General features: G+C 40.2%; 21 protein-coding genes and 2 tRNA genes. 8 read left to right on the forward strand and 15 right to left on the reverse strand.

Translation table 11 applies throughout. The features are described from left to right. Positions 1 to 1,590, reverse strand: coding sequence for a replicative DNA helicase (gene dnaB / locus NK987_RS00920; RefSeq protein ID WP_258423527.1), 1,590 nt, complete (start codon positions 1,588 to 1,590; stop codon positions 1 to 3). Between the two features lie 243 nt (positions 1,591 to 1,833). Between dnaB and NK987_RS00925 the strand changes: the two genes are divergently transcribed. Together NK987_RS00925 and NK987_RS00930 are read left to right on the forward strand one after the other, a co-directional pair. Next, entirely contained in the window at positions 1,834 to 3,207 is a 1,374-nt protein-coding gene (locus NK987_RS00925; protein ID WP_259262343.1) for a UDP-N-acetylmuramate--L-alanine ligase, read from the forward strand. Further along, positions 3,207 to 4,013 carry a 3'-5' exonuclease gene (locus NK987_RS00930; protein ID WP_259262344.1) on the forward strand — a complete coding sequence of 269 codons (807 nt, stop codon included), beginning with the start codon at positions 3,207 to 3,209 and terminating at the stop codon, positions 4,011 to 4,013. Before NK987_RS00925 ends, NK987_RS00930 begins: the two co-directional genes overlap by 1 nt. A gap of 81 nt (positions 4,014 to 4,094) precedes the next feature. Here the strand turns inward: NK987_RS00930 and NK987_RS00935 are convergent, their stop codons facing one another. Further along, the gene (locus NK987_RS00935; RefSeq protein WP_259262345.1) at positions 4,095 to 4,898 is read right to left on the reverse strand and encodes a M48 family metallopeptidase; all 804 of its coding nucleotides are present in this window, start codon (positions 4,896 to 4,898) and stop codon (positions 4,095 to 4,097) included. 132 nt (positions 4,899 to 5,030) lie between these two features. Between NK987_RS00935 and NK987_RS00940 the strand changes: the two genes are divergently transcribed. Beyond that, positions 5,031 to 5,477 carry a DUF4442 domain-containing protein gene (locus NK987_RS00940; protein WP_259262346.1) on the forward strand — a complete coding sequence of 149 codons (447 nt, stop codon included), beginning with the start codon at positions 5,031 to 5,033 and terminating at the stop codon, positions 5,475 to 5,477. Positions 5,478 to 5,765: 288 nt separating this feature from the next. Here the strand turns inward: NK987_RS00940 and NK987_RS00945 are convergent, their stop codons facing one another. After that, positions 5,766 to 6,512, reverse strand: a complete 747-nt coding sequence (locus NK987_RS00945; RefSeq protein WP_259262347.1) for a hypothetical protein — start codon at positions 6,510 to 6,512, stop codon at positions 5,766 to 5,768. Between the two features lie 55 nt (positions 6,513 to 6,567). Continuing rightward, entirely contained in the window at positions 6,568 to 7,263 is a 696-nt protein-coding gene (locus NK987_RS00950; RefSeq protein ID WP_259262348.1) for a DUF6503 family protein, read from the reverse strand. Between the two features lie 81 nt (positions 7,264 to 7,344). On the opposite strand from NK987_RS00950, the gene NK987_RS00955 reads away from it, so the two are divergent. After that, on the forward strand, positions 7,345 to 8,223 hold the full coding sequence (locus tag NK987_RS00955; RefSeq protein ID WP_259262349.1) for a glutamate--tRNA ligase family protein: 879 nt from the start codon (positions 7,345 to 7,347) through the stop codon (positions 8,221 to 8,223). Between the two features lie 69 nt (positions 8,224 to 8,292). On the opposite strand, the gene NK987_RS00960 is transcribed toward NK987_RS00955, so the two are convergent. Next, positions 8,293 to 9,774, reverse strand: a complete 1,482-nt coding sequence (locus NK987_RS00960; RefSeq protein ID WP_259262350.1) for a S10 family peptidase — start codon at positions 9,772 to 9,774, stop codon at positions 8,293 to 8,295. Between the two features lie 163 nt (positions 9,775 to 9,937). Between NK987_RS00960 and NK987_RS00965 the strand changes: the two genes are divergently transcribed. Beyond that, positions 9,938 to 10,678, forward strand: a complete 741-nt coding sequence (locus NK987_RS00965; RefSeq protein WP_338021179.1) for a pseudouridine synthase — start codon at positions 9,938 to 9,940, stop codon at positions 10,676 to 10,678. 4 nt (positions 10,679 to 10,682) lie between these two features. Here the strand turns inward: NK987_RS00965 and NK987_RS00970 are convergent, their stop codons facing one another. Then, a complete protein-coding gene (locus NK987_RS00970; protein WP_259262351.1) occupies positions 10,683 to 11,540 on the reverse strand; it encodes a bile acid:sodium symporter family protein in 858 nt (285 codons plus the stop codon). Positions 11,541 to 11,909: 369 nt separating this feature from the next. Between NK987_RS00970 and NK987_RS00975 the strand changes: the two genes are divergently transcribed. Further along, entirely contained in the window at positions 11,910 to 12,497 is a 588-nt protein-coding gene (locus NK987_RS00975; RefSeq protein WP_259262352.1) for a hypothetical protein, read from the forward strand. Here NK987_RS00975 and NK987_RS00980 read toward each other — a convergent pair whose 3' ends face one another. From NK987_RS00980 to NK987_RS01020, 9 genes are all read right to left on the reverse strand, one after another. Further along, complete coding sequence (locus NK987_RS00980) at positions 12,498 to 13,058, reverse strand: 1-acyl-sn-glycerol-3-phosphate acyltransferase (RefSeq protein ID WP_259262353.1); 561 nt, start codon at positions 13,056 to 13,058, stop codon at positions 12,498 to 12,500. Continuing rightward, positions 13,055 to 13,858 carry a patatin-like phospholipase family protein gene (locus NK987_RS00985; protein ID WP_259262354.1) on the reverse strand — a complete coding sequence of 268 codons (804 nt, stop codon included), beginning with the start codon at positions 13,856 to 13,858 and terminating at the stop codon, positions 13,055 to 13,057. Before NK987_RS00985 ends, NK987_RS00980 begins: the two co-directional genes overlap by 4 nt. Continuing rightward, entirely contained in the window at positions 13,848 to 14,693 is an 846-nt protein-coding gene (locus tag NK987_RS00990; protein ID WP_259262355.1) for an MBL fold metallo-hydrolase, read from the reverse strand. The genes NK987_RS00985 and NK987_RS00990 overlap by 11 nt, the downstream gene beginning before the upstream one ends. A gap of 92 nt (positions 14,694 to 14,785) precedes the next feature. Further along, positions 14,786 to 15,733, reverse strand: a complete 948-nt coding sequence (locus NK987_RS00995; protein ID WP_259262356.1) for an acetyl-CoA carboxylase carboxyltransferase subunit alpha — start codon at positions 15,731 to 15,733, stop codon at positions 14,786 to 14,788. A gap of 175 nt (positions 15,734 to 15,908) precedes the next feature. Continuing rightward, positions 15,909 to 15,982: transfer RNA gene (locus NK987_RS01000), tRNA-Asp, on the reverse strand. Between the two features lie 25 nt (positions 15,983 to 16,007). After that, positions 16,008 to 16,081 (reverse strand) — tRNA-Asp (locus NK987_RS01005). A gap of 140 nt (positions 16,082 to 16,221) precedes the next feature. Beyond that, a complete protein-coding gene (gene galE / locus NK987_RS01010; protein ID WP_259262357.1) occupies positions 16,222 to 17,238 on the reverse strand; it encodes a UDP-glucose 4-epimerase GalE in 1,017 nt (338 codons plus the stop codon). Positions 17,239 to 17,335: 97 nt separating this feature from the next. Then, positions 17,336 to 20,473: a PKD domain-containing protein gene (locus NK987_RS01015; RefSeq protein ID WP_259262904.1), complete on the reverse strand. Its 3,138-nt coding sequence runs from the start codon at positions 20,471 to 20,473 to the stop codon at positions 17,336 to 17,338. A gap of 234 nt (positions 20,474 to 20,707) precedes the next feature. After that, positions 20,708 to 23,836, reverse strand: a complete 3,129-nt coding sequence (locus tag NK987_RS01020) for a PKD domain-containing protein (RefSeq protein WP_259262358.1) — start codon at positions 23,834 to 23,836, stop codon at positions 20,708 to 20,710. A 343-nt stretch (positions 23,837 to 24,179) separates the two neighbouring features. Between NK987_RS01020 and NK987_RS01025 the strand changes: the two genes are divergently transcribed. Both NK987_RS01025 and NK987_RS01030 read left to right on the forward strand, forming a co-directional pair. Further along, on the forward strand, positions 24,180 to 24,746 hold the full coding sequence (locus NK987_RS01025; protein ID WP_258423502.1) for a serine protease: 567 nt from the start codon (positions 24,180 to 24,182) through the stop codon (positions 24,744 to 24,746). A gap of 14 nt (positions 24,747 to 24,760) precedes the next feature. Next, complete coding sequence (locus NK987_RS01030; RefSeq protein ID WP_259262359.1) at positions 24,761 to 26,272, forward strand: flotillin family protein; 1,512 nt, start codon at positions 24,761 to 24,763, stop codon at positions 26,270 to 26,272. The last annotated feature ends 46 nt before the right edge of the window (positions 26,273 to 26,318 follow it).

Below are 26,318 nucleotides of genomic sequence, written 5' to 3' on the forward strand. Positions count from 1 at the left end.
TCAAAACGGCGCAGGTTTACCGCTACCAATTCCACCGGGAAATGAATCATCCAAATCCCCTCCATTAGCTTTACTGGAAAGCCTGATGGTATTTCCCGATTCAAATGCCTGTCCTGAAGAACCACTTGGGAATTTGTGGCCATAAAGAGGCTCTTGGGATTTGTAGGGAATATTCATTTCGAGGTCAGTAAACTTGGTGTATTTTCCGATAAACCTCAGTTTTACAGTATCCAAGGAACCATTTCTGTGCTTTGCAATGATTACTTCTCCAACACCGGCGGTTGAATTACCGTCTTCATCTTCAGTAATGCCATAATATTCAGGTCGATAAAGGAACATGACCATATCTGCATCTTGTTCTATCGCTCCTGATTCCCTCAAATCCGATAATTGCGGCCTCTTATCCCCTCCTCTGGTTTCCACAGCTCTAGATAACTGTGATAATGCGATCACCGGAACACTGAGTTCTTTAGCTATTTTCTTTAAAGCCCTGGATATACTGGCGATTTCTTGTTCCCTATTTCCTCCTTGACCACCAGATTTATTGTCACCCGACATCAACTGAAGATAATCTATGACTATCATTTGTATGTCATGTTGGGCTTTGAGTTTCCTACATTTTGCCCTGAGTTCCAAAATAGAAAGAGCCGGAGTATCATCCACAAAAAGAGGTGCTTTTGATAATTTACCGGTTTTGTGAACCAATTGCTCCCATTCATATTCAGCAAGATTCCCCTTTTTGATCTTTTCAGAATCCAATTCTGCCTCTGAGGAAATCAGACGGTTGACCAACTGAATGGATGACATTTCCAAAGAAAAAATTGCAACAGGCCGGTTATGATCTACTGCAGCATTTCGAAGTACTGACAAAACAAAAGCTGTTTTTCCCATTGCAGGTCTTGCAGCTATAATGACCAAATCTGATTTTTGCCATCCTGATGTAACCCTGTCCAATGCCGTGAATCCGCTTGGAACTCCTGTCAAACCATCTTTTTGACCCTTCTTGGACTCCAATTCCATGATTGCTTCTTTCAGGATCGACCGCATATCAGCATAATTTTTTCTGATATTCTTTTCTGAAATCTGAAAAAGCGATTGCTCCATTTTATCCAACAACTCGAAAACATCTGTCGTGTCCTCGAACGCCTCGCGCTGTACTTCAGACGCAATGCTGATAATTTCTCTTTTCATGGATTGCTCAGTCACAATCCTCGCGTGGTATTCTATATTGGCAGCTGATGAAACCCTTGAAGTAAGTTCGGTGATAAAAAAAGCACCTCCTGCCAGTTCCAACTGTCCTTTTTTTCTGAGTTGGTTGGTGACGGTAAGCAAATCGATTGGCTGGCTATCCGAAAAAAGATCAAGAATAGCAGTGAATATTGCCTTGTGGGATTCTTTATAAAAACTTTCAGGTTTCAAAATGTCGACCACAGCGGTCAAGGCATCCTTTTCAAGCATCAAGGCACCCAATACAGCCTCTTCCAAATCCGTTGCCTGAGGAGGTAATTTTCCCATTCCTGAGGTAAGTCCCAATTCCGGTTTTCTTCTGCTTGTGATCCTGTCTTTTCCAGTAGGTTTATTGTCTGCCATAATAACAAAAGTAAATGCTTTGACTGTATCTTTTTGAACAATTTATACACTTGTTATCAACACATTTCATAACGGGTACATTATCAAATTATTAGCCCAATCTATTGTGAAATCAGAGAGAATTATTTTGGTGTGAATAGATTCTGATTTAGTGATGTATTTGATTTTGTTCTTAAAAATTAATCCAGTTTCTGCCCATTCGAAATGGCACGAATTGTTACTTTTGGAAATTGCAGAAGATTTATGTCAAAGAAATATCATTTTATAGCTATAGGAGGTGCAGTAATGCACAATTTGGCACTTTCAATGGTTGCCAAAGGATATGAGGTTTCAGGTTCAGATGATGAAATCTATGAACCATCAAGAACCAGATTGGAAAAAGCAGGAATCTTACCAAAAGAAAAAGGTTGGTTTACCGATAAGATTAAGGCTGACCTCGATGGAATTATACTTGGAATGCATGCCCGAATTGACAATCCTGAGCTTCAAAAAGCCAAGGAACTGAATCTTCCGATTTTTTCTTTTCCCGAATTCATCTATGAGCAAAGTAAGGAGAAAAAAAGAGTAGTGATCTCAGGAAGTCATGGAAAAACAACCATTACTTCAATGATATTACATGTTTTGCATTACCATGGATTGGATTTCGATTACCTTGTGGGGGCTCAGATTGAGGGTTTTGACCTGATGGTCAAGCTTTCCAATGCACCGATTATCATCATTGAGGGAGATGAATACCTTACCTCGCCATTGGATAGAAGACCCAAGTTTTTCCATTACCACCATGACATCCTCCTTATGAGCGGTATTGCATGGGATCATTTTAATGTATTTCCCACTTTCGAAAATTACAAAGAGCAGTTTGAGATTTTGGTAAAAATGACACCGTTAGGTGGGACTTTTATTTATTGTCAGGAGGATAGAAACGTGAACGATTTAGGTGAGGGTTGCGATCCAAAAAAAATCAATCTAATTCCCTACAAAGCTCATCCTTACAAAATAAATGAGGGAAAGACTTATCTGACAACAGTGGGGGGAGATGTGGAACTAAACATTTTTGGTGAACACAACCTTCAAAATCTCCAAGGCGCACTTCATATCTGTGAATCTATTGGCATTACAAAGCAACAGTTTTATGAAGCCATCCCTGAATTCAAAGGAGCTGCAAAAAGACAGGAAATATTGGCAAAATCAGAAACAGCAATTCTTTTCAGGGATTTTGCACACGCTCCCTCAAAACTAAAAGCCACAGTAAATGCAGTCAAAAATCAGTTCCCTGAAAGAAAACTGATAGCCGTCCAGGAACTTCATACCTATAGTTCTTTGAATAAGGAGTTTGTGGATAATTACGCACATACGATTGACTTGGCGGACATAGCGGTTATTTATTTAAACCCAAAAGCCGTATCTTTGAAGAAGCTTGAACTGATGGATGAAAGTCGGTTACAGCATGCATTCCGGAGAAAAGACCTCATCCTTTTCACAGAAATTGAAAAGCTTAAAGCTTTCTTAGAGTCATTTGACTACGTATGTACCAATCTTTTGCTGATGAGTTCCGGAAATTACGATGACATGGACTTATCTATCTTAAAATCAAAAATCAATCAAACCCATTCCTGATGAATCTTAATCTCAAATCTCCAATTGCATTTTTTGACCTTGAATCTACCGGTATCAATATTTCGACCGACAGGATTGTTGAATTTTCAATTTTGAAAGTTCACCCAAACGGAAGACAGGAAATCAAAACCTCACTTATCAACCCAACTATTCCCATTCCTGCAGAGAGTTCGGCCATTCATGGCATATATGATAAAGATGTAAAAGACTCTCCTACATTCAAATCCCTTTCGCGAGAATTATTTCAGTTTCTAGAGGGCGCTGATTTGGCAGGTTTCAATGTGCTTAAGTTTGATATTCCTCTATTGGTGGAAGAATTCCTAAGATCAGGGATCGATTTTGATATCGAAAAAAGAAACATCCTTGATTCTCAAAAGATTTTCCACATGATGGAAAAGCGAAACTTATCAGCAGCATATAAGTTCTATTGCGGCAAAACCCTTGAAAATGCGCATAGTGCAGAAGCAGATACCATAGCTTCCTATGAGGTATTCAAAGCCCAAATGGAAAAGTATGACGGTGAAGAAGCTGAAGATTTGCAGGGAAACAAATTAGGGGTTTTCCAAAATGACATGAAGAAAATCCATAACTTACTCAATGAAAAAATGGTCGACTTGGCCGGCAGATTTATTTTCAATGAAATCGGAGAGGAATGTTTCAATTTTGGCAAGCACAAAGGAAAAACCATTGAAAATGTCCTCAAAGAAGAACCTTCTTACTATGATTGGATGATGAAAGGAGATTTCCCTTTGGACACAAAAAGAAAATTCACTCAAGTCAAATTGAGAAGCTTCAACCAGAGGTAATATTGGTTAATTGGTAATGAAATAAAAAATGCAGCCTGAAATCTATCAGGCTGCATTTTTTGTTTCAAACAAAAGCCCCAATTACTTTTTGCTTTGTTCATAATATTCCAAAGCAACCGACATTTGTTTATTCAATTCATCTATCCTTTTTTTCGGGCCTGGATGGGTGGAAAGGAATTCAGGTGGTGCTTCACCGGACCCTGCTTTCTCCATTCTCTCCCAAAATGCCGGAGCCACCCTCGGGTCATATCCTGCCAAAGCCATAAAATTCAATCCCAATTGGTCAGCTTCCAATTCATGTTTTCTACTGAAGGACAGCATTCCCAATTCCCCACCGACACCGAAAGCCTGCAACATGAGGTTTTGTGTCAATGTTGGGTTTTGTCCCATTGCAGCTTGTGCTGTCCCAAGAAGTCCATTCATTAACATCCCGTTTGACATTCTTTCCCTTCCATGGTTAGCTATAGCGTGGGCCACCTCGTGTCCCATTACAACTGCTATACCAGCCTCATCCTGACAAACCGGAATTATTCCTGTATAAAATGCAACTTTACCTCCTGGCATACACCATGCATTTACAATTGCTTCCTGGATTAGGTTAAACTCCCATTGAAACCCTTGAAGCTCGTTTTCAAATCCGTTGGCTTTCATATACTTTTCTACGGCGGAAGCGATCCGCTTTCCCACTTTTACTACCATTTGACCATCTGCGGTGTTGGTAATTACCTTTCCTTCCTTCAAAACTTTATCGTATTCTACGAAAGCCATTGGAAGCAATTCAGCATTGTCAACCAAGGCAAGCTGACTCCTTCCACTCATAGGAACCTGGGCACAGGAATACACAAATATCCCCATTGCAATAAAAAACGCTATCTTCTTAAACATACATCTGATTTTAATTCAAAATTGCCCAAAAAAGATGCCACATCAAAAACAGGGTCTCAATTTTTTGATTAATTTGAAACAATAAAATCAAAAAAGAATATGACACCCGAGGCCAAAAAACATATTGACCGAATGAGTAACCCATTTATTTTTTGGTGGGCCATGTTGTTTAAATTGCCTTCCGCTGTGTTTTGGAGATTGAAAATCAAGCATTTGTCCTTAGAAAAATGTGTTGTTACCATCCCCTACTTTTGGAGAAGTCAAAATCCATTTAAGTCCATATATTTTGCAGCAATGGCCGGTGCAGCAGAATTGAGCACAGGAGCTCTTTGTCAGGTGGGCATGGCAGGCAAAGGGAGTTTTAGCATGTTGGTTGTCGACTTCAGAGCTGAATACCATAAAAAGGCAAATCAAAAAATAACTTTTACCTGTAATCAGGGGCGTGAATTGGAGAATTTGGTAGATGAATTGAAACCCGGTGAAAGCAATACCATCACTATGATATCCACAGGGACAAATCCAGAGGGAGAAATGGTTGCCAGGTTTTTGGTTACATGGTCAATCAAAAAGAGAATATAAAAAATACTTTGGTCAAAGATTAAGAAATTCAATGTATCAAAATATTGAATGAAGCAACTGATTTTTTACTTTTAGAGTATACACGATTAAAAAAGCCTATCGATTCAACTTTACAAATAAGTCCTGGTTCAGGGAAAACAAATATCTCTCATAAACTAAAATTCATGTTTTGTTATCGGGAATCCAGGCACCAATTGTACTTACATTTATTCGACCAAAAGTCTTATAAAAAATTTCAGATTGCTAGTTTAAGTTCATAAAAGCCGCTTCCTTCGGAAGTGGTTTTTTTTAATCTTCTTTTCTTTTATAACCTGCCCGGTTATCCAAAAAATCAATCAGTAATTTTTCCACTCTTTCCCACTCCATCCCTACAAATTGATGATCGATGTTTTGAAGGTTAAACTCGATAATTAACCCATCAAGGTCTTCATCCGTCAGGTTATATTCATATTTTAAAGCTGCCATTACGGAGTCCGACTGAATCAGCTTTAGGTAATCCTCCTGACTTGCCAAAAAAGCTAACTTTCTTGCATATTGCCTTTTTTGCCTTTCACTTTTCATAAAATAGGAAATGGGACCATCCAAAGTCAGTCCAGGTTGGAGTGACTGATTATTAGCCAAACCGGCATAGATTTTACCAGGACCAGCTGGCCTGTCTGAAAGGCCTCTCATGGTAGATTGATTCCCAACCTTGAAAGGGATTACATAGCTTTCACCGTACAAGTCAAATCTTGGCAAAGTTCTGGCATCTAGATAAATATCTGTCAAGATGTGCTTTTCCTCTCCTGCAATGAGAATTTTTGGTATATAATAGGTTTTTGAAATTAATATGGAGTCTCCTGCAGCGGCTTTAACTCTAAAATATCCCCTTTCGTTGGTAAGACTGCTGTCCTTGTTTTGGAGATTGATTACCCACACTTTATCCAAAAAACCTTTGTCCAGGCCATCAAGCACATTTCCTGTTAGTACTTGGGACAAAGCTTTGATCTGGGCTGAAGCAAAGAAAATGAAAAGGATTAGGCAGAATTTTTTCACAGTTCGAATTTAATTCCGACCTGTGGTTTTGAAAAATTTCAATGGTTAAAAGATATTAATCCTGATTTTCGACAATTGGATCTTCGGTTTTCAAAAGAAAATCCGTTCCTAAAAACTCATCGTTTTCTATCCTGTACCAAGATCTTTCTGCAGGAATTTTCATTTCGCCCACGATGACTTCCTCTTTGAGATAGATGATTTCCCCTATGTTGTTTTCTTCGTCTTGATAAAATTTATAAGCCATCATGGAATAGTTTTCAGGGTTAAGGTAAAAATACCAAATGTCCTTTTCATAGGGTACACGGACAACAAAGGCTTCTATCCCGTTGAAATCTTCTAATTTGTATTCATAATCTATCTCAGTTCCTTTGTCCACCAACTTCATCGGCAATCCCCAAAGGTATCCATAATAATTGCGGAGCATCAAGGCCCTTTCGCATTCTTTACTTCCCTGTTCCGAGCCAATGCAATTCTCACCATCTACCTCATAAACAAAGTTTTCACTGCTATTGATATACTTAAAATAATTACCCGGAAGGTCTATCTGAACAGTATATTGTCTGGACGGTTTGCCGGGTCGGGAATCAGCAAAATAAAAAACCCTATTCAATTCTTGCCATTGCCCCTTTGGATCATGGTATTCGATGGATTTTTGAATTAACTTACTTCCTGTTAGTTTTGAGTCACATGATCCAAAACAAAAAACGAGGATAAATACTACTGATAAAGAGAGATGTTGGAAGTTCTTCATTTTCAAAAATAGGCTGTCAGGAAAATCCCAAACTAGTTACAAAAAAGATTTCAAAATACCTTATTCAATCAATACCAACCCATGTCTGAATTCAAATTGACAAGATTTGCTCCCACGCCAAGTGGGTTTCTCCATATCGGAAATATCTATTCATTTATCATCACCCATCATTTAGCTAAAAAAAATGAAGCGAAGGTTTTGTTGAGAATTGATGACCTTGACCGTGAAAGGTATAAGCCAAGGTTTGTTCAGGACATTTTTGATTCACTTGATTTTTTGGAAATCCCATACGACCAAGGCCCAAGAGATATGGCGGATTTTGAACAGAATCATGCACAAATCCACCGTCTGCCTTTGTACAACAAAGCACTTGAGGAATTGAGGAATAAAAAGGTTCTTTTTGCCTGTGACTGCAGCCGCAAGAAAATCGAAAAAATGAACCCAAAGGGATATTATACAGGGTTTTGCCTGAGAAGAAATCTGCCTTTTGATCAGCCTGAAATTACCTGGAGAATCAAAGCCAAAATGCACCTAGATGTCCCATTCAAAGAGCTTAACCTCGGAATCGTAAACGGGAAACTTCCCGGGATCCTGACGGATTTTGTGGTCAGAAAGAAAGACGCCATGCCTTCATACCAATTGACATCTCTGGTAGATGACATCCATTATGGAGTAGACCTCATCGTACGGGGCAAGGATTTATGGGGTTCCACAATTGCACAGGTATACCTATCCAAATTTCTGGATGAGAATAACTTTGCCGGAAACACCTTTTTTCATCATCCCCTTATCCAAGGTCCAAACAACCAAAAGCTTTCAAAATCTTCAGATGTGACCTCGATCCAATTGCTTAGAAAAACAGGCAAGAAAAAAGAAGAAATTTACGGGATGATTGCTGAGGCTATCGGGTTGGAACAAAGACCAAAAAATCTGGAGGAGTTTAGTGGTTTGATAAAGTGATTTTCAAATTAAATTGTAAAAAAATAAGCCATTTCGGTTGAAATGGCTTATTTTATCTTTTAGCAGTAATCAATACTTCGCCGGCACTCCTTTTCCAGGCAATGACTTTTGGATAAACTGCCTGATGTCTTCATTAGAAGTCGCAAGGTCCTCAGCTCTCAGGTACATCATATGACCACTTCTGTATCCTTTGAAGATAAGTCTTTCCTGCATTTTGCCGGCAGGATCCATTTGCCACATGTTATACTTAGCATTGAAATAATCCGTACCGCCGTCATAATATCCTGATTGGGTCATCACATGAAGGTATGGATTTTGCAACATCGCCTGTGCCAACTGGTTTCCTGTATTTTCATTGCTCCTGTCCCAAGGATGAACCGGTCCGAATAGATTGTAAGTCAGGTCTGTGTTGTACTTCAAAACATTCTTGGCATAATAATTCATCGCAGGAGAAAATGCATGGTTCCATGCTGTCAAAGCAGGATCATAATCAAATCTCTCTCCGGCATCTGTTTGGTCGATGCCTCTGTAACGGCTGTCCAACCTGCCTACGGTCAATCCTTTGTCTCTCAGTAATTCTTTCCAAAAATAGCTCGTAGGTACAGCCAAGGCATGTTGAAGAATCACCTGCTCGCTTAATCCTGAATAGTACGCCATTTTCTTGGCTACCTCTGCCCTCACTGCAGGATCTAATGAACCTCCTTTTGAAATCGCAGGAATCACCACATCCAAGGTGTATTTTTCAACTTCTGCCAAGATACTGTCCAGGTCTCTGCTTTGAAGATCAGCAGGAAGCGCTTTGTGATACCAAGCCGTTGCTGCATAATAAGGAAGGTAGTTGGCTTTGGCAACGGGACCGCTTCTATCCAATCCCATAGGAGTCGGAGAAACCAAAACAACTCCATTGAAATACATCCAATGCGCATTTTGCAACTCGTGAACCAATCCAGCTACCCGCGTTGTTCCATAACTTTCACCGATCAGGTATTTTGGTGATTGCCATCTGTTTTGTCTTGTTACAAATGTTTTGACCCAATCCGCAAGATATTTGATGTCAGAGTTGATTCCGAAGAAAGTTGAACGGGGAACTTCCTTGTCCAAAATTCTCGAATAACCGGTATTTACCGGATCGATATATACAATGTCTGCTACGTCAAGGATTGAATGCGGATTTTGGGTAACACCATAAGGCTGAAGCGGATACCCCTCATCGTCAATATTCAATTTGTAAGGCCCTGTATAGGCAAGATGCATCCAAAGTGATCCTGAACCTGGTCCTCCGTTGAAAGAAAACACCAATGGTCTATTGGCTTTGTCCGCCACATCAGTCCTCTCATAATAGGTGTAAAATAAAGTGGCGATAGGTTTACCTTCTTCATTCCATACAGGCATTGTCCCGGCCGTAGTTTTGTATGGAACACGCTTTCCTTTGATCATTACTTCCCCGTTTGTAACAGAGGAAGATTCTACTTTTATTTCCCTTGTTTCCTGTGCAAATACCCAAGAAAAGGTAATGAGCATGAGCGCTGCAGTGAGTAAATGTTTTTTCATGATGGTTTTAGGCTATATTCATTCCCAATATAGGCGAAATCAAAAAACCTTCTTTGGTATTTATATCAAGGGATTTTTGGGAAGGATAAGTGGGAAAGGGAAGGAGGGGATTGTTTGGTGAAAAATTTGAATACCTTACCTTAGCACCTAAATTCTATAGCTTTTGGAAAATTTGAATCTGGAAATCCTTTACCAGGATGAATATTTTGTAGCAGTAAACAAGCCCGCAGGCATGTTGGTACACCGTACTAATATTGCATTTGAAGAAAATTTGTTGATAGCTGAAAGGGTCCTTAAAGAACAGATCGGTCAAAAAGTATTTCCCTTACATAGGATTGACAGACCTACTTCAGGAGTTTTGGTATTTGGATTGTCCTCTGAAGCTGCTTCGCTTGTACAGCCTTTGTTTCCTACTGAAGATGTTAAGAAATTTTATCTAACAGTAGTCAGAGGATACATGACTGAAAATCATGGGGTTATTGAACATCCCTTGAAAAAAAAACTAATAGGAGATTTGCAGGAAGCCAAATCGGAATATTGGACCCTTTCACAGAATGAAATTCCCATTGCTTCCACTTCGAGATATCCTACAAGCCGTTATTCACTTCTTAAGGTCTATCCTCACACCGGCCGAATGCATCAGATCAGGCGGCATTTGGCTCATGACAGGCATTACGTAATCGGCGATAGCACACATGGAGACAACAGACAAAATCATTTTTTCAGGGATACTTTTGGAATGGATAACCTTCTCCTCCATGCCTGGCAGTTTGAATTTGTCCATCCAATGACGAAAGAAACGATTAAGCTAGAAGCTGATTTGCCGGGCTATTTCTCTGATATCTGTGTGAAATTGGGACTAGCAGTTCCACCAAATGAAAGTAATTTCTTATTGACCTTGTAAAACCTTAGGCTGTTTTCCTGTTTGTCATCAAAATGATCACTGTAGCAGTCATAAACATAATCAAACTGTAAATGGCTACAGGAATGGTCATTTCAGAATTTTTGAGCAAAGTTGCTGCTATCATGATTCCCAAAGTCCCATTTTGGATACCTGATTCGATGGCAATGGTTATGGCTTGTCTTTTGGACAAAAGAAAAACCCTGGCCAAAAAGAACCCAACTGTCAAGGTCAATAAGTTGAGCATCAGAGTAATGGGCCCGGACTGAATAAAAAAATCAACCAGATTCTCCCTTTCCTTCAATATGGCTGCAATCAGGATAAGTGCAAAGAAAACTGCTGAGGCAATGCGCACAAGTCTGTCAGCTTTTTGGGAAAGTTTTGGAAATTTTTTATGGAGAATCATTCCGATAGAAACCGGTACGACGGTGACGCCGGCGATCTGAATGATGGTCTCCATCACAGGCAATGTGATGCTTCCCTCCTCCCCAAAATGGGAAATCGCGAAGTTAACAATGAGAGGTATGCTTATTATCGTGACCAATGAACTCACAGCTGTCAGGCTGATGGAAAGTGCAGTATCTCCTTTGGATAGGTGGCTTATCAAATTGGAGGTGGCGCCGCCGGGACATGCTGCCAAAATCATCACACCTACTGCCAAAGCACCCGTCAGACCAAATAACTGAATCAAGGCATAACCAAAAATCGGTAAAAGAATGAGTTGATTGGTTAACCCCAAAATCATTGCCTTAGGATAAACAAAGATGTTTTTAAAATCTTTTACGGTTAGAGACAAGCCCATACCTAGCATGATAAAGGCCAAAGCCAAGGGTAGAAAAACGGCGGTGATGATACTGTCTTGCATGTTGTTTTGGGTTTATGGTGGTCTTCGGGGTAATTGTCTAAAATATATGAATATTAATTTTATTTCAGGAAAAAATTTGGTAAAAATGACATTTGACATCAATAAATTTTACCACATTGAATTCCACAAACGTTTTATAAAATCGAAAAGATGCTTTGGATCATTTCTTCATAGTATATAGATAATTTCCTCATATGCATTTCCTGGAAAAAAGCGGGACATGATATGTCAATCCAACTTTTTCAATTGGGAATTTCGGGATTTAAATATGAATTTTGAGTTTGAACATATTGAGAAAAGTTGAAATCGATATTGGTCAAAACATTCAGGTTTCCTGTCCGTTCCTGTAATTGGAAATCATAAATCCCAATGAAAAAAAGTCACTTCTTAATTTTGGTTTTAGGCATCCTGATCTCTTGCGCTCAAGATGATGACTTGCCTGCCAAAACCCAACTATTGAGAAATTCGGATCTTGAGTCTCCTGACGGATCTATTTCTCCATGGGTTCCGGTTACTGAGCCGGGTTTTAACCTAGGTTCAAGTACAGAGGTATTCAGATCTTCTAAGAAGTCACTTTTTATCGAAAACAGTGATAGCCTTAACACCAACTCAGCGACCTGGAGACAATCTTACAATGGGCCCATGCCTTCAAAAGGTAGGAAATTGGTATTGAGAGCACATCTAAAAGGTGAAAACATCGAACTGAAAGGACCAGAAAGTAATGTTTTCATCTCCATCAGGGCATTTCCTGTGGAAGACAGCAATGGAAATACCTTTGGAAGGTATGTGACCACACAAAATCAAATCGGAGTTTCAGGGACTTTTGAATGGACCCAATTGAGGCTTACTTTGCCAAATACCCCTGAAGAGGTGGACAATATTGTAGTTTACCTTGTCATGGGATCAAGAACGACCGGGAAAATTTACTTTGACGACATTACCCTGACTGTGGAATAATCAGCGGATTCCTTTTTGCGGATGCTTTCCTGTCACTGTCCTTCCAAAAACCTTCATTTCTTCAATCTGCTCATCCATATTCCCATTTGGATAGATAACCGGGCCGATGCCGGCTTCTTTCTTTTTGTAATCAAGATAGCCGATTACGATTGGAACATTCGCTCCCAAGGCAATATGGTAAAAGCCTGATTTCCATTTTGGAGCATAGCTTCTTGTGCCTTCAGGTGTCACCATGATGACTAGCTCCTCGGATTCTTTGAGCATATTGACCATGGCTTCTGTATAGGTCTGTTTTCTTCCTCCGGGAATTCGCTGCCTATCGATGGCAATTCCACCCAAGACTTTTATCAACCAACCCAAAGGTCCAACCATTACCTCTTTTTTGATAGTAAACTTAACAGGGATATCCATCAGAAAAAATGCAGCACGGGCATACAGCAAATCCCAATTGCTTGTGTGTGGTATAGCTATCAGCACTGCTTTTTTAAGATCCTTTGGCCAGCCCACATTCAGTTTCCAACCGCTCAACCAAAAAACAATTCTTGACAAAAACTTCATCATGCTTTTATAGATTTTTTCTTTTTTTGACTCAACTCCAAAATAGTTTCATTCTCCGCTATATATTCAATGGCTGTCTGATATCCGGCATCGAAGATATCTTTTGCCTTCTTGATATCAAATACCCCATAACGTGCCAATCCGGGTGGTTCGATGAAGTAATCACATTTATTTTTTCGGCTATAAACGTTATAATTCATTGCCATAATGACTGATCTTTCGATGAGACTTTTGATGTTTTTGATGTTATGCTCCACTTGAAGACAATTGCAATTGACCCCGATAATCGCATCACAGATTCCATCTAGCGGTTCAACAGGCAGGTTGTTTAGGACTCCTCCGTCCACAAAATGGTTTTTTCCGATTTCGATTGGGTCAAACATACCGGGTATACAAGAAGAAGCCATTATTGGTTTGATCAATTGACCTTCTGAAAAATAAACAACTTTTGCTCTTTTCACATCCGTCGCAGCAACTGTCAAGGGTATTTTCAGCTTTGCAAAATCATTGTCCGGAAGATATTTGAGATAAAGTTCCTCTACAGAATCCATTTTCAAAATCCCCGTCCAGCTGATCGCAGGTCTTAGAAATTTGAAATAATTTGTCTTGACAATGATTTCAAAAATCTCATCAGGAGAATTCCCAGCGCAATATAAAGCTCCCGCAATTGCTCCGGCACTGGTTCCACTTACTCTATTGGGGAAAATATTGTGTTCGTTGAGCCCTTTCAAAACGCCCAAATGGGCCACTCCTCGGACTCCTCCGCCGGAAAGTGCAATGCCTATTTTTTTTTCAGAGTTCATCAAGAGAGAATGTTTGGTCTAATTTTACGCCTTTTTCAGTCATTTTCACAGTGCAACATTCATGAACGGGGTCATGCTCGAGGAAAAGGACATATTCGTTTTTGGCAGCCTCCTCCAAAAAAACTCTTTTTTCTTCCAAAGTCAACAAAGGCCTGGTATCATATCCCATGACATAGGGCAAAGGAATATGGCCCACAGAAGGAAGCAAGTCGGCCACAAAGACAACAGTCCTGCCTTTGTATTGGATTTTGGGAAGCATTTGCTTGTCAGTATGGCCGTCTGCGGTCATAAAAGAAAATCCTTCAAACAATTCCTTTTTTTCCAAATCAAGAAATTCCAACTGCCCGCTTTCCTGCATGGGAAGCAGGTTTTCTTTAAGAAAAGAAGCCTTTTCCCGAGCATTGGGATGGATCGCCCAATTCCAATGGTCCTCATTGGTCCAATAAATCGCATTGGGAAAAGTCATTTCAACACGGTTTGGATCAGCTTGGCGATACTTCACTCCACCTCCACTATGGTCAAAATGCAAATGTGTCAGGAAATTATCTGTGATATCCGCAAAGTCAAAACCTTTAGAACGGATGGATTTTTCCAGACTGTCGGTTCCATGGAGATAATAATGAGAGAAAAATTTGGCATCCTGCTTCTCTCCTATGCCATTATCTATCAATACAAGCCTATTTCCCACCTCTACCAAAAGACAACGCATCGCCCAAGAACAAAGGTTATTTTCATCTGCCGGATTGGTTTTGGACCAAAGGGATTTTGGAACAACGCCAAACATTGCCCCTCCGTCAAGTTTGAAAAATCCGGTATTGATGACATGTAATTTCATAACTTACAGGATATAAAAAATCCCACAAAAATCAGAGAACCATCATCCTTAGAAAGAGAAGCTCAGCTTTTTTGTGGGACTCAAATTAGGCACTATTCTTCAACAACCCCCATCGCGCAGAATTTTTCAATTCTCTGATCAATGCGCTTTTCAGGTTTAATTTTATCCAATTCCTTCAATGCTTCGATAATCGTCGCTTTGATGGTTTTTGCCATGGTTTGCATGTCTTTGTGTGCGCCGCCTAGCGGTTCGGCGATGATACCATCGATCAGACCATTGTTTTTCATATCCGGTGCTGTCAGCTTTAATGCTTCCGCGGCTTGTTCCTTGTAATCCCAACTTCTCCATAAAATCGAAGAACAGGACTCCGGAGAAATAACCGAATACCAGGTATTTTCCAGCATATATACTTTGTCACCTATCGCAATTCCCAATGCGCCACCTGAGGCACCTTCACCGATGATGATACAGACGACGGGCACTTTAAGCATAAACATCTCTTTGAGGTTTCGTGCAATGGCTTCTCCCTGACCTCTTTCTTCTGCTTCAAGGCCCGGAAACGCTCCGGGAGTGTCAATCAAAGTGACGATGGGCTTTCCAAATTTTTCGGCCATTTTCATCAGCCTGAGGGCTTTTCTATACCCTTCCGGATTGGCCATACCAAAATTACGTTCTTGACGCTGCTTGGTATTGCGGCCCTTCTGCTGACCGATAAACATCACCGTCCTGCCATCAATATCTCCCAAACCTCCGATCATCGCTTTGTCGTCCTTCACAGTCCGGTCGCCGTGCAATTCTATAAAATCGTTGGTAATCTCATAGATATAATCCAACGAATAGGGGCGGTCAGCATGACGGGATAGCTGAACCCGCTGCCACCTGGTCAGGTTTTGGAAAGTTTCTTTTTTCAAAGTCTGAATTTTATCTTCCAATGACTGTATATCAGGAGTCAAATTTATATTCCTTCCTTTGGCCAAATCCTTCATTTCCTGAAGTTTGGACTCCAAATCAGCAATTGGTTTTTCGAATTCTAATAGCATAATTGGTTTTTTTGACTGAGGCAAAGATAAAAAGATTATTGCGAAGAAAAATTATTTGTATTTGAAGATCATTGTTTGTGGGATGATTGAATAAATCTTATGAAAACAAATGAATTTCAGAAAATCATAAAGGCTTGAAAAAACAAAAAGCCCCAGATATTATCTGAGGCTTTTGCGGAATGGACGGGACTCGAACCCGCGACCTCCTGCGTGACAGGCAGGCATTCTAACCAGCTGAACTACCACTCCAAGTTAGATTAAATAAGATTTTATGCGGAATGGACGGGACTCGAACCCGCGACCTCCTGCGTGACAGGCAGGCATTCTAACCAGCTGAACTACCACTCCGTTTTAATACTCTTCGTTTAGAGTGTGGCAAAGGTAATTATTTGAAGCTTTTTTGCAAAAAATGATTTTGAAAAATTGCCCAATCATTACCTATTCGATTCTATTTCAAACATATAAATTTTAAAATCAGTATTGATTTTTTATTTCTTCCCCAATTTCACCTGCCAATTCCATGAATCTCTCATCGAATCTTCCAAAGAATACTTGGCTTCCCAACCTAAAACCTTGTTGATTTTGTCCGTATTGGCCCATACTTTTTCGATATCGCCTGTTCTTCTTGGGCCAATCTCATAATTCAATTTTTGACCGCTTACTTTCTCAAAAGTCTTGATGACTTCCAAAACCGTATTGCCGTTGCCGGTTCCGACATTGAAGATGTCATAAAAGTTATCTTTTTGTTCGGACAGGTATTTCAAAGCTTTGACATGCGCATCCGCCAAGTCCATCACATGGATATAATCCCTGACACATGTACCGTCAGGAGTATCATAATCATTGCCGAAGACGGTGATTTTCTCCCTGATACCTGCGGCCGTTTGGGTGACAAATGGAATCAGGTTGGCAGGAACACCGATGGGCAACTCCCCTATCGCCGAACTTGGATGCGCGCCTACGGGATTGAAATACCGCAAGGCAACAATCCTTGAAGCTGCTCCACTCAAAATGAAATCCCTTAGGATATCCTCACAAATCTTCTTGGTGTTGCCATAGGGACTCTCTGCGTCCTGTCTCGGCGTGGCTTCTGTGACCGGCAATACTTTTGGTTGGCCGTAAACGGTGCACGATGAGGAGAAAACGAGGTCTTTCACCTTGTATTTTGACATCAATTCCAAAAGAATGATAAGTGAATCGATGTTGTTGGAATAATATTTCAAAGGCAACCTTGTACTCTCTCCCACGGCTTTGGAAGCGGCAAAATGGATGACTCCTGAAAAATCATTTTCCTGAAAGACTTTTTCCATGCCGTTCTTATCAAGGCAATCCACTTCATAAGACTTTACTTCTTTGCCAAGTATCGATTTGATTCCTTCCAAAGCTGATTTTTCTGAGTTGGAAAAATTATCAACAATGACAGGTTCATAACCCGAATTGACAAGTGCAACAGCGGTATGAGAACCGATGTATCCGGCACCGCCGGTGATTAAAATTTTTTTCATGATTGAATTAAAAAGGATGATTTAAAAATGTTTTGAAATCTAAAATTAATTAATCTCAGGATACTGCCAACAATAAATCTAAAAAGCCTTCTCAATTCTACTTCAACAAAGTGAAAGAACCTCGCTGCTGCAGCGTTTGTTTTTCTCCTTCAATATTGAAGAAATAATCTATCCTATAGGTATAGGTACCTATTGTAGCATCCTGATCGCCGATTTTCCCATCCCATCCTTTTTCTCCTGCATAGACTAAACTTCCCCATTTGTCGTATACCCAAAGGCTAAATTGGAGATCACAGTTGCTGACTCCCTGAAAAAGACCATCTTTTGGAATAAATCCCGTCGGCATCCTCAGAATGGGAACACCTTCCTCCATTTTTCCAAAAACCTTCTTTTGGCAGCCGTTGGCATCTTCTACTGTCAATCCATATTCTCCTGAAGGTATGTCAATGATATTTGGAGCGCTACTGTTTTCCCAATCCCAAAGAAACAAAAACGGTGCAACTCCACCTTGGGGAATGGCCAAAAGAGAGCCATTTGCCAATCCTGAACAAGCAAACTTCTGAATTTGAAAGTCAACAGAAATAGCCGGTGGAGAATCGATGTTTACCTCCAAAATAAATTCACAACCAATTACATCTTTAACCACCAAGCGGTGGTCACCTCTTGGAAGTCCAAATACCTCCAATTGATTCTCAGTGACTACAAAATCAAATCCTTCTACCCTATATGGCTTTGTTCCGCCTCGAAGGTCAAAATCAACTTTTCCATCCGCCAAGTCAAAACAACTTGCATTTGTAATGGAAGGAGTTCCAATCAATTCAAATGCTTCGGAAGATGAAATTTCAAGGTTCTCAAAGAGAATTTCGCAGCCCCCTGAGTCTTTTACCAAAACAGAATATGTTCCTATTCCCAATCCTTCTGCCAAATTTCCTTTCAGTAAAGGGTCATGTGACCACTCGAAATTAAAGTCCCCTGTTCCTCCAACTGCCAGGATTTCAATTCTGCCCAACTTGGAGCCTGCACAAATTTCTTCGGTGAAAGCTATCAAATTGGCTTCCATCGGCGGATTGACTTTGACTTTGAGCCTTTTGGATTCCCCTCCACAGGATGTGTTGATTTGGCTGTATTCCTCAAACCAGATCTCTCCCTGCGAGCCAACTCCCTGCCATTGTACTGTAACTTCGGTAGTGTTTTCACCTGAAATGATGGTACCACCGGTGACAAACCATTGGTATTTTCGGTCAGGAATCAGGTTTTTCACTTTGTATTTGAAACTCTCGCTTTCACCAAAACAAATTTGACTTCTTCCCTCAGGAAGCTCAGGTTCAATGGCAGGATTGATTAAAATCCCCATTTCTACCGGTTTGCCAAGACATCCCTGATCTGTCACAGGAATGGCTATCACCTTTGCCTCCGGATCAAAATCACCCCATCGGATTTTTGCGGAATATTTATCCGAGTCAATGATTTCACCACCTGTGACTTCCCAAATGACCTTTCCTGTATTCTGGAAATTCACAAATTCATAAACTGCTTCATCGATCAAAGGACAGACGTTGTCGGCACCTGATATTTCTCCGGATGATTCGACCACTTCTACATCAAAAAATGCCTCTTCAATCTGGTCACAGGCACGGTCACCTGTAAAGGCTACGATTTTGATTTGGTAAATACCCGGTTCTTCAAACAAATGATCGACTTCCTGCCCTTCCTGCATGTCTGTTCCGTCTCCAAAGGTCCATTCAAAAATTTCGAATTTTGGGTTTGTAGGAATGATTTTCCATACACCTGTTTCACCCAAACAGGCAACCTTGTCCCCTTCTACCTCAAAATCATATTTCACCTCAGTTTCAAAATTCAGGTTGGAAAGGCTTGCACCGGCAGAATAGCCATAAGATTCTATAAATCCTGAGCCGTACACATAAGCGATCACCCCGTCCGGATTGGTCATGGTGTGCACTCCTTCTGATATCTCTACTTGGGCATAGACATATCCTTCATTTCCTGGCACGGGAGAAAATTGATTTCCGACATTGACTCCATCTAAAACCGTCCCACCTTGGGTACCGGTTTTTGCAATGATATTCACATAATGGTTGACGATACCTACCACTTTCACTGCAGAAAATGCCACACTCTTGATCAACTGTGGATTGGGGCTAAGGGTAATCATCGTCGGGTCTCCGTTGCTGGCAAGTGGCCCGTTTTGGATATTGCACCATTGACTTTTTGCAAAAACTGTAACGGCAATAGGTTTTGTGGCAGTGATGTTTGCCAATTCCTCCGGTCCAAAAACAAAAGTGGAAAACTTCCCGGAGTTTAGATTCCCTTTAGAAACACCGTTTACAAAAATCTGGGTGTTGTTTTCTGATGCCAATACCTTGACCATTTCGCCTGAGGTTCTGCCCTTCAAGGGAACATGGATATATTCTTTTCCCCACGAAAAAAGAGGATAAGCCTGCTGGTACAAATGGTCACCGGTAGTCCCTTCACAATCGGTGCCTACAGAAGTCATTTTATTTCCACCAAAGACTGCAATATTTTTACAATCTCCATCCTGACTTCCAGTGACCCTCACCCTGGTACCTGTCAAATCTCCAATAGCTTTGATTTGGTAACTCTCGCCTCTTTTGAGTTTGATATTGATGGGGGCATCTGCCGGAATCGTATTTACAGTAGCTGTGGTGGTAATTATTTCGACATTGGTTTCGTCTTCCACCGCGACAACCAAAAGGGTACTTTCATAATTGATATTGCTACCACCGGACACTCCGGGGGCAAATTTTTCGGCATGGGCTGTAACCAAATAATCTTTTCCCAATGAAGAAAGTGGCAAGACAACGGTTCCGTCCGCACTTCTTTGCCGGAAATTGAAAGCATGGACTGCAATATTCCCATCTGCACTGACATACACGCCAAGGTTTTCTATTTTTCCAGAGCTCCTGTGGATGATGTCCAAACCATCTTGGGGGAAATCATAAACAAACTGTTCGCCTGATTTTATGGAAAAAGGAATGGTGTTATTTATGTATTGGATAATACCGCTCGCGTCTTCACTTGCGGAGATGATGATGGAAGCTTGGTCTATTCTATTTGGAACAATCCTGTTGTTTTCCATAAAACCTAAAAAAAATTCCCTTCCTATGGTGGATAGCTGTCCATATACAGGATTGAAGCAGCCCAGAAACAGCATCAAAACCAAAACATAAGAGGATATTTTACTTTGGTACAGCATTCTCAAAAAGAATACATTTTATGAAATGTAATTTATCAATTTTATTTCGTGAAAATGAACATAAGCCCAATGTGGAAGCCTTTTCTGACTTGTTTTGTTACAAAAAGGTGAAAAAATTTTTCTATAAGAATTCGATTTAGTGAGGATTAATCAGGGATTTTTTTCCTTCATGCATTTTGGACCTTAATGAAAATACCTTAGAAAGGGTTTAACTTGTTTTCAAGAAGGGGGTAATCACCTTAGCAATGCAAAAACTCCTTTATCCTCAGCTGTGGTCAGTTTTCCATTGACACTTACTTCCAACAAAATAACATATGTATAAGATCCGATTGGTGCATCCTCACCATTGACTTTTCCATCCCAACCAGAATCCCCTGAATAAACCAATCCTCCCCATCTGTTAAAAATCTTCAACAGAAAAGGCACTTCACAATTTGCGACTGGCGCATACAGTCCATCACTTGGAATAAAACCTGTCGGCATTCTGAAAACCGGCATTTCTTCTACCACTTGACCTTTTCCTTCACTGATACAGCCTCTGCTATCACGAATGCTCACTTCATATTCTCCTTTTGGAACACCTGTCAGGGTAGAACCTTGAGTATTGTTGTATTGCCATGTATAAGAGAATGGTCCTATGCCCTTTGTTTCAGCCACATACAATTCCCCATTTGATTGTCCCGGGCAGCTGGCCTTTTGGATCCTGACTTCTGCAATGGCCGGCATGGGTGATTCTACTTGGAAAGCAACAGGGATGCTACAACCATTGGCATCAGTAACCAAATAAGATTGTGAGGTCCCTTCAAGGCCTTCAAGGATTATGTTACCATCCACAATATTGTCCGATGGAAAGTCTATCGTATAAGGCATAACCCCGCCTTGCACAATGATATTTGCAATACCATCAGGCCTCCCAAAACAGGTTGTACCTTCAATATCCACGCTCACCAATTCAAGCAATTGAGGTTGCGTAATTTCCACGTTTTCTACCAAAACAAAGCATCCAAATGAATCTGTGATCTTCACAGAATAATTCCCTGCAGAAAGACTAAGCGCATTTGGGGCATTCAAAGTAGGGGCATGACTCCATTCGTACTTATAAGGTGCCTTTCCACCTTTGACAAGGAGTTCGATTTTACCGTTTGATTGGCCAAAACAAAGCACATTTTCTTTGGAAGAAACAGAAGCCTCAAGCAGCGGATTTACCACTACTTCCAGTTTAGGAGAAGTTCCTTCACAAAAATCATCCAACAAGCTATATTCTCGGTACCAAATCTTGCCAGTAATACCTTGGTTAATCCACCTTACCTGGATTTTACTTCCTTCATTTCCATTGACAAACTCACCTCCTTCAATAAACCATTCATATCCTCGATTGGCATATTCCAAAGGCACGTTATATTCATCCAACCTATTTGGATCAAAACAAATTTCGCTCAACCCTTCGGGAACTGATGCATCAATCAATGGATTGATGACAACTGTGTACACGATTTCTTCACCTGGACATCCTTCAGAAGTATAAGGCAAAGCAATGATTTTCGCATTTGGATTTGCGGCACCCCACCGGACAGTAGCCTGTTGATTTTCTTCATCAATATCAATGATTTCGCCTCCTTCTGCCCTCCAATCAACTTTGGAAAAATCCATATCGGTAACCAACCCATAAGTGATTTCTTCAACATTGGGACAGGCTTTTGCCAATCCCCTGATTTCAGCTTCGGTTTTTTCAACTGTTACATTGAATTTCACTTCTTGTTGTTCATCGCATGAATTTTCACTTATGGCTGCGATGATTTTTATTTCATATTCACCCGGCTCAGTGTAGGTATGCGGAACTTTCTTACCCACAACGGGATCAGATCCATCGCCAAAATCCCAAACAAAATAGGTGAAAAGCTCATTTTCAGGATTGATTTCCCATAATCCTTCTTTGTTATAACAAGCTACCTTTTCACCGATGACCTCAAAATCATATTGATTTTCAGTTTCAAAATTGAGATTGTCCAAATTTGCTCCCACTGCAAATCCATAAGATTCTATATAACCAAAACCATAAACATACCCGATTAAACCGTCAGGGTTTGTCATGGTATGGGCTCCCTGAAAAATCGGAATCCTTGCATAAGAATATTCAGAACTTCCCGGAATTTGCAAAAACTGATTTCCAACATTATTGCCGTCAAGGCGTGTTCTGTCTTTGGAGGCAGTTTTTACTATGATATTGACATAATGGCTGGTGATGGAAGGAAGCTGAAGTGCATTGAAAGTAATGGTTTTCAGCAATTGTTGATTGGGACTATAGGTAATCATGAAAGGATCCCCGTCATTGAAAAGCGGCAGGTTTGGATCATTGCATGCCTGGCTTTTGGCAAAAACAGTTACGGATGATGGTTTATCAGTCCTGATGGTAGCAAGTTGATTGGCGTTGAAGTTGAAAGAAAGGAATTTTCCTGAATTGATATTGCCTCTAAAAACACCATCTACAAAAACAGAAGTATTGTCTTCAGAGGCGAGTACTTTGACCAATTCTCCCGAAGATCTTCCTGCCAAGGGAATATGAAAAAATTCAGTTCCCCAGGTGTTTACAGGATAAGCTTGTTGAAACAGGTTGTCATTGGCTTGACCACAATCACCTACACTCGACCATTTATTCCCACCAAAAACAGCCAGATTTTTACATTCTTCTACATTTTCACCTACCACCCTTACCCTTGTTCCCGTCAAGTCGCCTCTTGCTTTGATTTGATAGCTTTGCCCTCTATTGAGGTCGATAAAAAAGGGTACCAAAGGAGCATTACCTGTTAAGGTCCAGACAGAGGGTGTTATTTCGACCCTGGTGTTGTTTTCGACACCAACTACTAAAAGGGTGCTTTCATTATTTTGATTTGCTTCATAATTGACAGTCGTAGTCATCACCTCAAAATGGGAAGTGATAAAATAATCTTTTCCCAAAGTGGTAATCGGTAAAATCACAGTCCCATCAGCAGATCTAAATCTTTCATTGAATGCATACACCGAAACATTTCCTGAAGAAATAATATAGACCCCTTTGGATTCAATCATCCCTGAGGTCCTGTGTAGAATATCAAAATCATCGATCCGGTGAAAAAACTGTTGCCCTGTAGCTAAAGAAAAGGGGAAAGATCTTCCATTATATTCCAAAACACCATCTGAAGGTTCACTTGCTGTAATTACCACAATACCCTGATCAGGTGCCTCAGGAGGTATCCCGTTATTTTCCATGAACCCAAACCAGAATTCTTTGCCCAGGGTAGTCACTTGTGAGAATGCATCAAAAGTTCCGGCAAATAGCATCACTGCTAGCATTAAAAAGAAGACCGCATATTTTTTAACTCGCATGACTTGGAAATTCAGGTCAAAATATAAAATAATCTTTTGGGTATTAAAACAATTTTTTGAACGAAATGCAATTTTCTTTTTATAACATGTTAAAAATCTCTAACCAAACTGATTTAACCCAATTTATTGATGTTGCTATTTTTATACAAAATAGGAGAAAAATAAAAATTTCTAGTCTTGAATAAATAACTTTCAACCTTATTGAATGAAAAGAAGATATAAAAAAATTCTCACGGTTTGGTTGATTTTGATAAGCGACAAAAAAAAATTCAAACAACTTTCATTTCAATATTTGTATCAATTAATAAATTAATTAGTTTGGCGAAATAAACCTGACACAACTATGGAAAATTTTAGCGAATTGGACACTTTATTAAAGGTCTTCTGGTACTTGGCAATCCCCTCATCTTTGATCTTTTTGGTACAAACAGTCATGACATTCATCGGTGCAGATGCTACAGACGGTCTTGAGGCGGATTTTGACAGCAACCTTGAAGGCGCGCAGGGGCCATTTCAGTTCTTCTCATTCCGTAATTTGGTCCATTTTCTACTTGGCTTTGGTTGGACAGGGATTTCATTTTATGATGTTTTTGAGAATAAAACCTTGTTGATTTTAATTGCCCTGATAGTGGGAATTGGATTCGTGGCAATGTTTTTTTTGATTATTTCCCAAATCCGGAAACTGGCAGAAGACAATACTTTCAAAATCAAAGATACCCTGGGTAAAACAGGTGAGGTATATCTGACAATACCTGAAAAAAAATCTGGAATCGGTAAAGTTCAAATAAGTATCAAAGGTTCTTTCAAAGAACTTCGGGCCATCACAGAATCAGAAAGTCTTAAATCCGGGACTTTGGTCAAAATAAAATCGATTGATTCTGATAATATCCTTGTCGTAGAAAAACTTTAACAATAAATTCTCATATGGAAACAATTTACATTATTGTAGCAGCAGTAGTAGTATTTTTTGTCTCAATCACCGCATTGGTATCAAGGTATAAAAGGTGCCCTTCGGACAAAATATTGGTAGTCTATGGCCGGACAGGAGGTACATCTGCAAAATGTATTCACGGTGGAGGCGCCTTTATTTGGCCTGTGATCCAGGATTATGCATACCTTGATCTAAAACCAATATCCATTGAAGCCAATCTGACCAATGCACTTAGCCGTCAAAATATCCGCGTGGATGTTCCATGCCGGTTTACCATTGCCATTTCTACGGAGACTGACAGTATGGGCAATGCAGCTGAGAGATTGTTGGGATTATCTCCTGACCAAATCCAGGAATTGTCTAAGGACATTCTTTTTGGACAGTTGAGATTGGTAATTGCGACGATGACTATTGAGGAAATCAATTCAGACAGGGACAAATTTTTGGACAACATTTCAAAAAACGTTGACACAGAATTAAAGAAGATCGGTCTTAAGTTGATAAACGTAAACGTAACCGACATCAAAGACGAATCGGGATACATCGAGGCTTTGGGCAAGGAAGCTGCTGCAAAAGCTATCAACGAAGCTAAAATTTCAGTAGCAGAACAGGAAAAGATTGGAGAAACAGGCAAGGCGATGGCCGACAGAGAGCGGGATGTTCAGATTGCTGAAACCCACCGTGACAGAGATGTAAAAATAGCCATCACCAATAAATCAAGAGAAGTAAGTATTGCCGAAGCCTTCAAAGACGAGTCTATCGGAAAGGCAGAAGCAGAGAGAGATACAAGGGTCAAAACTTCTGAGGCCAATGCATTGGCAGTTAAAGGTGAAAATGAAGCTAAAATCTCTATTGCTCAATCAGATGCTATCCGAAGAGAAAGAGAGGCAGAAGCCCAAAGGACAGCGCTTGCTGCTGAAAAGGTACAGCAGGCAAAGGCATTGGAAGAATCCTATGTCGCTGAACAAAAAGCTGAAGCTGCAAGGTCAGAAAGGGAAAGGTCAACCCAAATCGCCAACGTGGTCGTACCAACAGAAATTGCCAAACAAAAGGCTATCATTGAAGCACAAGCTGAAGCAGAAAGAATCAGAGAACAGGCAAAAGGTGAGGCAGATGCAATTTTTGCCAAAATGGACGCAGAGGCAAGAGGTCTTTATGAAATATTGACCAAGCAAGCGGAAGGTTATAGGCAAGTCGTGGATGCTGCAGGTGGAGATCCAAACAAAGCATTCCAACTTTTATTGATTGAGAAGTTACCGGAACTTGTCAAGACTCAAGTTGATGCAGTCAAAAACATTAAAATAGATAAAATTACAGTTTGGGATTCCGGAGCAAACGGTGATGGTGGAAATGGTTCTACTGCAAATTTTGTTTCAGGCTTAATGAAAACTGTACCACCATTGAATGATCTTTTCAATATGGCGGGATTAAATCTACCATCCTATCTGAAAGGTCCCCAAGAAACCAAAGACTCCACAGAAGATCCCGGAAATGTTGAAAAATAATTGAAATGGCTTTCTGAATAATTAAAAAGTCTATTCTGAAAGCCAT

Source organism: Aquiflexum gelatinilyticum, assembly GCF_024813435.1.
Lineage (GTDB): Bacteria > Bacteroidota > Bacteroidia > Cytophagales > Cyclobacteriaceae > Cognataquiflexum > Cognataquiflexum gelatinilyticum.